The organism is Methanosarcina sp. UBA5 (assembly GCF_002505485.1).
Lineage (GTDB): Archaea > Halobacteriota > Methanosarcinia > Methanosarcinales > Methanosarcinaceae > Methanosarcina.
On sequence record NZ_DAVG01000128.1, the window covers coordinates 1 to 9,190 of the forward strand.

10 protein-coding genes and 1 pseudogene are annotated in these 9,190 nt (G+C 39.8%); all 11 read right to left on the bottom strand.

Features of this window, described 5'->3' with window-relative positions:
• Nucleotides 1–279 precede the first annotated feature (279 nt).
• On the bottom strand, nucleotides 280–477 hold the full coding sequence (locus BP621_RS16300; RefSeq protein ID WP_292391744.1) for a hypothetical protein: 198 nt from the start codon (nucleotides 475–477) through the stop codon (nucleotides 280–282).
• Nucleotides 478–1,203: 726 nt separating this feature from the next.
• On the bottom strand, nucleotides 1,204–1,392 hold the full coding sequence (locus BP621_RS16305; protein ID WP_292391745.1) for a hypothetical protein: 189 nt from the start codon (nucleotides 1,390–1,392) through the stop codon (nucleotides 1,204–1,206).
• 145 nt (nucleotides 1,393–1,537) lie between these two features.
• Entirely contained in the window at nucleotides 1,538–2,182 is a 645-nt protein-coding gene (locus tag BP621_RS16310; RefSeq protein WP_292391747.1) for a matrixin family metalloprotease, read from the bottom strand.
• Nucleotides 2,183–2,246: 64 nt separating this feature from the next.
• Nucleotides 2,247–2,888 (bottom strand): annotated as a pseudogene (locus BP621_RS16315) (IS630 family transposase); the annotation flags it as partial.
• 522 nt (nucleotides 2,889–3,410) lie between these two features.
• The gene (gene msrA, locus BP621_RS16320) at nucleotides 3,411–3,956 is read right to left on the bottom strand and encodes a peptide-methionine (S)-S-oxide reductase MsrA (RefSeq protein WP_292391749.1); all 546 of its coding nucleotides are present in this window, start codon (nucleotides 3,954–3,956) and stop codon (nucleotides 3,411–3,413) included.
• A 21-nt stretch (nucleotides 3,957–3,977) separates the two neighbouring features.
• A complete protein-coding gene (locus BP621_RS16325; protein WP_292391750.1) occupies nucleotides 3,978–4,562 on the bottom strand; it encodes a YbhB/YbcL family Raf kinase inhibitor-like protein in 585 nt (194 codons plus the stop codon).
• A 313-nt stretch (nucleotides 4,563–4,875) separates the two neighbouring features.
• The gene (locus tag BP621_RS16330; protein ID WP_292391752.1) at nucleotides 4,876–5,082 is read right to left on the bottom strand and encodes a hypothetical protein; all 207 of its coding nucleotides are present in this window, start codon (nucleotides 5,080–5,082) and stop codon (nucleotides 4,876–4,878) included.
• A 285-nt stretch (nucleotides 5,083–5,367) separates the two neighbouring features.
• Nucleotides 5,368–6,246, bottom strand: a complete 879-nt coding sequence (locus BP621_RS16335) for a DUF362 domain-containing protein (RefSeq protein ID WP_292391754.1) — start codon at nucleotides 6,244–6,246, stop codon at nucleotides 5,368–5,370.
• A 161-nt stretch (nucleotides 6,247–6,407) separates the two neighbouring features.
• Nucleotides 6,408–7,607, bottom strand: coding sequence for a potassium channel family protein (locus BP621_RS16340; protein WP_292391755.1), 1,200 nt, complete (start codon nucleotides 7,605–7,607; stop codon nucleotides 6,408–6,410).
• A gap of 150 nt (nucleotides 7,608–7,757) precedes the next feature.
• Complete coding sequence (locus BP621_RS16345; protein ID WP_292391756.1) at nucleotides 7,758–8,249, bottom strand: magnesium transporter; 492 nt, start codon at nucleotides 8,247–8,249, stop codon at nucleotides 7,758–7,760.
• Between the two features lie 80 nt (nucleotides 8,250–8,329).
• Nucleotides 8,330–8,956 carry a magnesium transporter gene (locus BP621_RS16350; protein ID WP_292391758.1) on the bottom strand — a complete coding sequence of 209 codons (627 nt, stop codon included), beginning with the start codon at nucleotides 8,954–8,956 and terminating at the stop codon, nucleotides 8,330–8,332.
• Nucleotides 8,957–9,190: the final 234 nt, after the last annotated feature.

The window sequence follows — 9,190 nt, forward strand, 5'->3', positions numbered from 1 at the left end:
CTTTTCGGATAGGCTCTTAGTCATTATCTGGTTGATTTTACTGTGAGTTCATCCCAAAACTTGATTTGCTTTTTGGACCCTGTATTTCGAATAATCAATCAAGCTCAAGATCATGAAAACAACTTTGAAAATTCCCAACGGTTATGAATAAAGTGGCTTTTGGGATAGGCTCTGTAAAAAAACTCTAGTATCAAATTTGCTGTCAAACTTGTCTTCAACCAGGTAATTATATACATTCATATCTCTTGTCCGATTATGTCAAGTAAGAACTTGCAACTATCACAGCAGGTTCATTTCGAGGCTTGATTCTCCTATTAATTTATTAACTTCTTCTTTAAGCTTATTATTTTGGTCAGTATATTCTTTAATCTTTTCTTCTATTGCCGCAATTCGTTTTTTTGCAATTTTTATCTTCTTTTCATTTGACTGCATAGCTCTTAATTTCTCGTTTATTTTAATCTGTGTTTCTACATCCATTAGTGCTACCTCCTAAAATTCCCTAATTTATTAATATAGACCTTATCACATAAATAAATTTTTATGAATGTTTTCTTGTGTATTAGTAGTTTTATTGCCTTACCTCCGACATTTTCTAGAGAATATATTAATATAAGTATTTTTTATAGGTAACTTAGATCCTTTAGACTTAGAACTTACGCAGTTGAACTGAAAAATCAACAGCATTAACCTTCAACTCTATAAAATGCTTATCAGTCACAAAGAAGAATGTACTTAATTTATATTTCAACCGCGTAAGCCATAAGATAGAAACTTTTCCTCATCAAGAAGTTTCCAGATAATTCCCAGCGTAAAGGGAATAAATATGAGTAAACCTCACCACAAGCCAAGCGCGAGAGGCGTGCCTAACATTATGGTGAGACCACTCACATACAATGGATGGCGTCGTACTATGCTATACGGTCCAATTGTTATTAATTTTTGATCGGCGGTTACTTCGACGATTGCGGATGCAAAAGCGTTTTCTCTGAAAACGAGAAAGAGTCAAAAAATCCCAGAGTTACAAGAATGTTGTCCAGAATGACAATGTAGAAAGGGACATGCAGCCAACCAAAACGATGGTCAAACGCGGAAATAACGAGAAAGGCAATAAATAATATCGTAGCAAAAAACTGTATAATCTCCTGAGTCCGTTCTTTGTCAGCGCCTGGTCCCATATTAACCCTATGAGCCAGAAGTTCAGGGTCATTTTTCCATAAGTAAAAAGTAATTGCTGCTAATGACCCAACAAATAATTGAATAAATCCATGCCTGCCAAAAATTAAATGAACCTGCAAGAGCAAAAAGAAACAAAACGATGATGAAAATAAGCTCTGCAAAACCAAGCAGAGTTTTTATCTTTAGGTTATAAGTGGTTGCATTAGCAGTATTCATTTAATTAACTCCTCAATTTATGTGCTTAGAAATCACAAAGTATTAGCAAAATTTCAATACATGTTTATAACAATCCAACTTAGAACCTATCTGAAAAGTCATCAATGCATGTTGAAAAGCCACAATGGATCTATAATATAAGCTCTCATTTAGTAACACGTCTTAATATGTAGCTTACAGAAAGGAAGACGACAATCGCAAGAACTGCGTAAACTGCAAAAAGCAAAAGAGAACCGTACTTACTTAGGATAGGATTTGTGTTATTTATCTGCTCGTTGGTTGGATACATAATATCTTGCTTGTCATTGCTGTGATCCAACCCCAGAGCATGCCCTAATTCATGCTCTGCAATGGCGAGCATTGCAATATCACTATACGAAACCCATTCCCCCCACTGAGAATATCCAACTCCAAGCATTATATCTACACGTATAAATCGCCCATTGACAATAAATGGAATTGTATCACCTGCAACTCTACTAGGAGCACCTTGATCTTTCTGCAGGTTTTCGACCCATCTTATCCTGATATCAGCTTTTTCGGAATCCACAACTTCAAAAACGGGAGTGTAATCCAGTTTTCCGTTCCCTCCTTCTGCCCAGTAATTTAGCGCTTTTTGTACCTGTGTGTAATAGGTAGGAATATAGTGTGGAGGTACACTTTTGTTATCTATATACACGGTGATAGGGGAATGATCCCATGGATGATCTAAAATTCTTGGATAATTAAACTCAGAAGCTGCCGGAAATATGGGCAAGATAAGTACCGTCAGCAACAGTAAAAAAAGCAATCTTACTCCAGGAATACTGTTTCGGGTAATATAAACCTGCCTCCGTATTATTATAGTTTCTGACTCAACAAATTACACTTTTTATTTGTAGGTTGAAAGTTTCCATCCATTTCTTTGCAAATGATAATGACTTTTCCACTTTCATAAATTCATTTTTGATACTATTTCTCAAATGTTCTTTTGATTGAATAAATCTGACAGATACTTCTCTTTTTATCGTTTTCCATACAAATTCTACAGGATTTAGATCTGGCGAATAAGGAGGAAGAAACACAAGTGTTATTTTTAATTCTCTTGCTTTTCTTACCGTTCTATCAGCTTTATGTGATTTCGAATTATCCAGAACAATAATTATTCTTTTTCCTTTATTTCTTTCACTATTTTTTCAAGAAACTCACATACGCTTTCTGCCCTTGAACTTTCCATAAAATCGGTGAGATTGTTACCGTTAATTGAATAAAAGGCAAATGCATTTGCTTTTATATAATCCGTATTTTTAATCATTAAAGGTTTTTTAAATGACCCTACTCGCTGTGTATTTGCCTTTGTTTGTGGTGAAGATTCGTCCAGAAAACCTATGATATGTTGTTCATCTGAACCAGTATATTCTGGAATTGCTTCTGTTAACTTTTTTTAAAATTTCTTCAGCATTTTCGGGTCTTCTGTAGTCAAGAGTATATGGTTTTGAGTGATACATATTAAGAGCCTATCCCAAAAGCCACTTTATTCATAACCGTTGGGAATTTTCAAAGTTGTTTTCATGATCTTGATCTTGATTGATTATTCGAAATACAAGGTCAAGAAGCAAATCAAGTTTTGGGATGAACTCGTTATCTACAACGACTGCTTTGAAATCATTTCAATCTATCGAGAAATCAAGAAAACTGCTGTTGTTAACCTCTATTTTTTGAATTATATCTTCTTTGTCATCCTGTGTACTCTCGTTATTGGAACCAGAACAAGTAGAAAAAACCACAATTCCCAACAAAATTAAAGTCGCGGCGGCTAGAATTTTAATAAGCATAACAGTACCTCAAAAGTTAATGGGTTAATACATATATTTATTAGAATGTTAATAAATATATTCAACAAAACTAAAAGAGTTAGAAAAACAGAAAACACGCTATAAAGTAATAGGAACACCAGTTAAGTGCTGTTCCGCTTAAAGACCCTTTCAAAGGTTATTTTTTCAATTTAAATTATTAAAAGGTCTTTTTCTTTTTGGGAACTATTTCTTCAAACCTCGAAGTACATTCTGCAAAAAGCCCTTCTTTTCAAAATACTGCTGGTGATACTCTTCAGCCCTATAAAACTCGGAAATCGGTACAACCTCGGTAACTATCGGGTTTTTGAAAGCCCCTGATTTTTCAAGCTTTTCTTTTGAGGCCAGAGCAGCAGCTTTTTGCTTCTCGTCATGGTAAAAGATAACTGAGCGGTATTGCTTTCCGATATCAGGGCCCTGTCTGTCCTTTGTAGTTGGATCATGGATTTTCCAGAAGACATTAAGTAAGGTTTCATAAGACACAATTTTTGGGTCAAAAATCACCCGAACGGCTTCCACATGTCCGGTATCAAGAGTACAGACCTGTTCATAGGTAGGGCGTTCAAAATGCCCACCGCTGAAGCCAACCGCAGTTGCAACCACACCTTTAACCTGCCTGAAAGCCTCTTCAATCCCCCAGAAGCAACCTGCAGCAAAGGTTGCTTTTTCCAGGTTGCCCCCGGGATTTTCGAAAAAATCTGGATTTATTTCAGCTGTTTGACTTTCTTCCACTCTCTTTCCCCCATAAGAAAATCATTTTTTTCTGAATTTTCCCATCAACTCCCCTTCGGCAATAATATGCCCTATCATTTCATTTTCAAGGTTTTTTCTTCCTGCCCCTGCTTTAAGATCCAGGTTCTTGTCCAGAGCATAGACCCGGAAGAAATACCTGTGCGTACCAGCAGGTGGACATGGTCCCCCGTATCCGATTTTCATGAAATCGTTTAAACCCTCGACCCCAGGTATACTGTCTTCTTCTATTTTCGCTACAGGTTCTATATTCCAGACAATCCAGTGTGTGAATATCTTTGGGGAAGCATCAGGGTCGTCTACTATAAGCACTAAACTTTCGGCCTCTTCAGGAATACCCTCGAACTCCAGAGGTGGATTTATATTCTGCCCATCACAGGTGTACTTTCCCGGAATACTACTGTTAGCTGCAAATGCGCTGCTAAAAACCTTTATATTTTGAATGTTCATGTTTTCATCTCCTTTGCCGGCTTCGGGAGACTCCTTATTTACAGGTGCCTCGGCTTTCTCATTTTTAACACATCCCGAAATGAAAACCATTGCTGCAAACAAGAATATCAGAACAACTGCACCGGTCTTTCTATTCATATATAGCACCAGCTCCTGACAGCAGGAAAACTGCTTAACAATATAATATTAAAGCTAGAGAGATATAACTTTAAGGCTTAAAGCTAAGGCTGAGCTAAAATTAATCTCAAAAGAATGGTTCCTGCAGGATAGTTAGAGACCTGATTTAAAGTGTATCCTCCATTCGTATTCAAATTTCAAGCAAGAAACCGGCAAATAAGAGTTGGCTCCTCCGCTAACTTCGTCGTAAAGCTCTAAAACATTAAGTCTCAGAAGAAAAGCCCTGTAGCCGTCTTCGGGAGCTGCTGACTGAAGATCTGAGAGGACAGAAGACTTAGTCTTCCACTTCAAGAGCTTGAATAATATCGTGGACAGTAAGTTCTCCTTTAGCCACACGCTGTACAAGCGGATAGATAAACGAACAATCATCGATTGCTGCCCAGCGTGCTTCTCCTACCTGTCTTACAAGTTCATCCATTATATCGCCGCAAGTCTTACAGTACCTTCCTTCACTCTCTACTCCACAGCTTTCGCATTTCATATAAATTCCCCCATAACTTATGGGAACGTCGAAAATAAATAAATTATGGTAATAGGTGAGCATATTTGCACAGTCATGATAAAACAGAGGCAAAAGGAGAAACTCGGAATTAGAATAGGAAAAAAGTACTTTATGAATACTTTAAAGTTATTATAAGATTGCCAAAACATGCTAACATCATAAATTTAATCTTTTAAATTCGAGTAGCAGGAAATCCAGTCTGCTAGGACATAAAGACCTGAATTTTTCTACCCAGGGTTATCGCTAAGTATTTCCAAAACGCAATCAAGCAAGATTGGCAAGAATTTCTTCGATTTCCTCAACCCCTGAACTTTTTACAGTTATTTCTTCCCTGCAACGCACCCCTAGCTCAATTTCTACTGCCCTTTTGATCTGGGGCTGGGCCCAGACTGAATGCTCCTGGATTTTCGGAACCGTGCCAAGAGCTTTCAGGAGAGCAAGACCTACAACATCGTTTGCGACCACATCCGAGCTTGCAAGTACAATGCCAGGCTCTCTGAGAGTTCCAAGGTCAGGACCTCCGGTCACAAAGCATTTTGTAGCGTCCGAGATATAAAAATCAGGCCTGTAAACAAGATTTGACTCGGCAATCATATTACCGAAAAGTACGTCCCTGTGCCTGCCATGAGGAAGCTGCCTCCTGTCCGGGTCTGCAGTTATGCTGATCTGTGATTTCAAGCCCATGGTAAAGGTTGCAGTCCAGTGAGTCTTGATTACAGGAAGGGCAATCACGTAATCCACAAAATCAAGAAATTGGGGAACATAAAACCCTACAGGCCAGGAGGAAGCCCCATCAGGCTTCAGATGAGAGCGTTTCATGTGATCAAAAGTAAGGATTTCATCTGCTCCTTCGGCCTCAGCAACCTGCCAGAGCCCAAGCTTCCTGAGCACCATTTCGGTATCCAGCGTGGTCATTGATTTTTCAGCAACAATAATTTTTTTGGGGTTGTATTTTCTTGCTTCTCGTATAGCTCCCTTTAGGACATCAGGATTTGTCGAGCCAGGAGGCAGGTCTGCGGTATTAGCGTTCGGCCGGATCAGTACAGTAGACCCTTCTTTAATCCCAAGCCCTCCCGCAAGCTCCACTGCCACTTTTACGGATTCCAGGGTGTCTTTGTTTCTTGAAAGCCCAACAATTGCCATACTCAAAACTCCTACATAGTAATATGTAGCTAGATATATAAAAACCGAGAATATTAAAAAATAATAATATTCCACTGAAGCTACCGTTCCAAGTTATGCTTTCAAGAAATGGATTCCGCAGCAACTGCATTAGTGATTTTGTTCGAAGAAATTGCCGGAGATTACTGGTTCAGTTTGCATTCACACATATCAATAAGCGCCCCTTCCCCAATCCTTGAGCCGCGTGCAATAAGCATATCTCCTGCCTGAACAACCGTATTACCTTTCGGAGCATAGACCCAGCGGTCAGCCCTTTTGATTGCCATTACGTGCAGCCCAGTTTCAGTCTCAAGCTTCAATTCAAAGAACGTCTTTCCGACTATAGGAGAACATTTCTCGACCTGGAGCCTGGTTATTACCTCTTCGGAATTCCTGACTGCAAGGGTGATAATGGGATGAAGTTCGATATCTCTAAGCACAGTATCTGCAATTCCGTAGGCAGCATCGGAAATAGCTTCAGAGGCACTTGCAAGGTGTAGGATTCCCCTGAGCATGTTCACGTCCTCAAAATGCTTTGCTGTTTCAAGCACCCAGTGCTGAAGTTCGTATTTCATAGAGTCCATTTCGGACTCCAGGGCACTAACTTCATACGCAATATCCTCGTTGTCAAAAAGAATAGCAGAATATGCAAGCCCTACCGAGAGTTCGGACATATTCTTCATATCCACGATAATATCCACGGCATGTTCAAGGTCTTTTAAAAGTTTATTATGCTCGATTTCCTTTGGGATGAATTTCCTTGTCGTGACCATCTCGAAGAACGGTGCGACTCCTTCATCATGTCCTCTGGCAATCAAAACATCTCCCTGCCGGAGGCGAGTTTCCTTGTCAGGATCATAAATCCAGTCCTCATTTCTCCGGATAGCAATAATCCACATGCCTGTCTCGAGATCAAGTTCGAGGTCACCAAGCGTACGTCCTGTCATTGAAGATTCTGCGGCGACTGTTGCCCTGACTATGGTCTCTTCCGCTTCCCTGAGAGCGATTTTCAGTTCCATCGGAATTCCCATGTTCATGAGAACTATCTTGGCAATATCGCCTGCGGCATTAGCGATATTTTCCGAACACGCAGCAACCTGTAAAACTCCCAGGAGGCCTTCGGCCTCGTCAACTCTGCGTGTGCTTAACATCGCGGCCATCTTAATGTGGTAATCGAGGGTATCCATCTTATCTTCAAGATTGAGTACCTCTTCTGCAACGTCCTCATCATCGTAAATCATTGCAGAGTATGCAAGGTCTACCATGAGTTCGGAAGTGTCCTTCATCTCAGTCAAAAGATCCTTGAGGTTCTTTGGACTGTATCTGAATTCTTTAGGGAACATAGTCTCTAGATCAACTCTACCTTGTGCTGGTGTGTATGAGTATATACTTAATAGTAATTATTAATTATTAATTTTTGATTACTCAGGTTTTAAGAACCTGGCTGGAATATAATAAACTAAATGATAACTGATTTTTAATTAAAATGGTTTTTACAAAATATTTAATAGATATAGGGCTATGAAAATTCCTGTAACCCCAACAAGGTCTCCAAGGCTTGCTATGAAAGGAATAACCGTATCATCAGGGTCCATCCCAAACCTGTGGGAAACAAAGGCGATGGCTACCGTTGCAGAGTATACAACGGCAAGTTCTATGATAACGGCAATGAGGCTGATTTCAAGAAGGGTAAGAAAAGGCATTCCGAACCCCAAAAAACTGCTTGCCAGAAAGACCAGTATGCTGACAGAAATTGATGAAACAAACCCTACGATTGAAGCCGCAATAACACTATTGTGTACGACCGGGTTGCTCCTGAGATTATCTCCAAGCCCCATATGAAAAGCCGATGAAAGCCTGGCTCCAAGCATGCTGCCTGTATCCCCTCCGATCTTGATAAGGGAAGGAATAAGAATCAGTATCGCAGGCATAGATATAAGACTTTTTTCTCTTGAGTTAAGAAGCTGCCCTACAAGAATTCCCATAACACATGTGATTATAAGTACTGGTAGCCCTCGCTGAATGATACCATTGATTGTGTAGTAAGGATGATGCCCTGTTTTCCTCAGAACATCACCACCAGTTTTGCCGAGAGGAAAAGCATGAGCATGGATACAATATCCCCGATAGTTGCAATCGAAGGCGTAACAACATTATCAGGATCAAAACCGAATCTGAACATTCCTACAGCCAGCAGAGCTGCAACAAAAGAGAGAATTACCCCGGATGTAAAGGCTGAAATCACGCAGATCAGGGTAAGTTTAAAGACACCGGCACTTTCAAAGCCCAGAGCAAGGGTTACAAAGTGCCCGAGGATACCGAGAATAAAAGCGGTAATAACACTCAGGATCAGGGAGCCGGAGATATTATTCATGAGTTCGGGATTATGCCTGTCGAGATCTGTAATCAGTCCCAGGTGAATTGCACTGCCGAGCCTTGAGCCAAGGGTAGACGAAATATTTCCCCTGAGCCCGAGCACACCGGGATAAATTACAAGCAATCCCGGGATCATCCCAAGTTCATCTGTCATCCCTGAAAGTATAATCCCTGCAGCTACTCCCCCAACAGTAGCAATAAGTTCAAAAGGCAGCGCCTCACGTACTATTGATGAAATACTAGCATACTCGCTCAGGTATTTATCAATATACCGGGACTCGAAAATATCTTCATCCCTGTGCGACTCTGAGGGCATGCGCTTGTATTATACACTGATAATATTAAAATAATCGCTAACTCAGGAGAACAAAAAACGAAAATCTGTTCGAAAATTTTCATCCTTGATAATTACTAAGTCAAGTAAGAAATAAGTTGGAGAGTAAAGAACCACAACCAGTTCAATCAGTTTTTTGATTCCCGGAAAAAAGATAAATAACTTGCAGCCGTTACCTGATATAGATATCCATGGTAATAGGAGTAACTATGATAA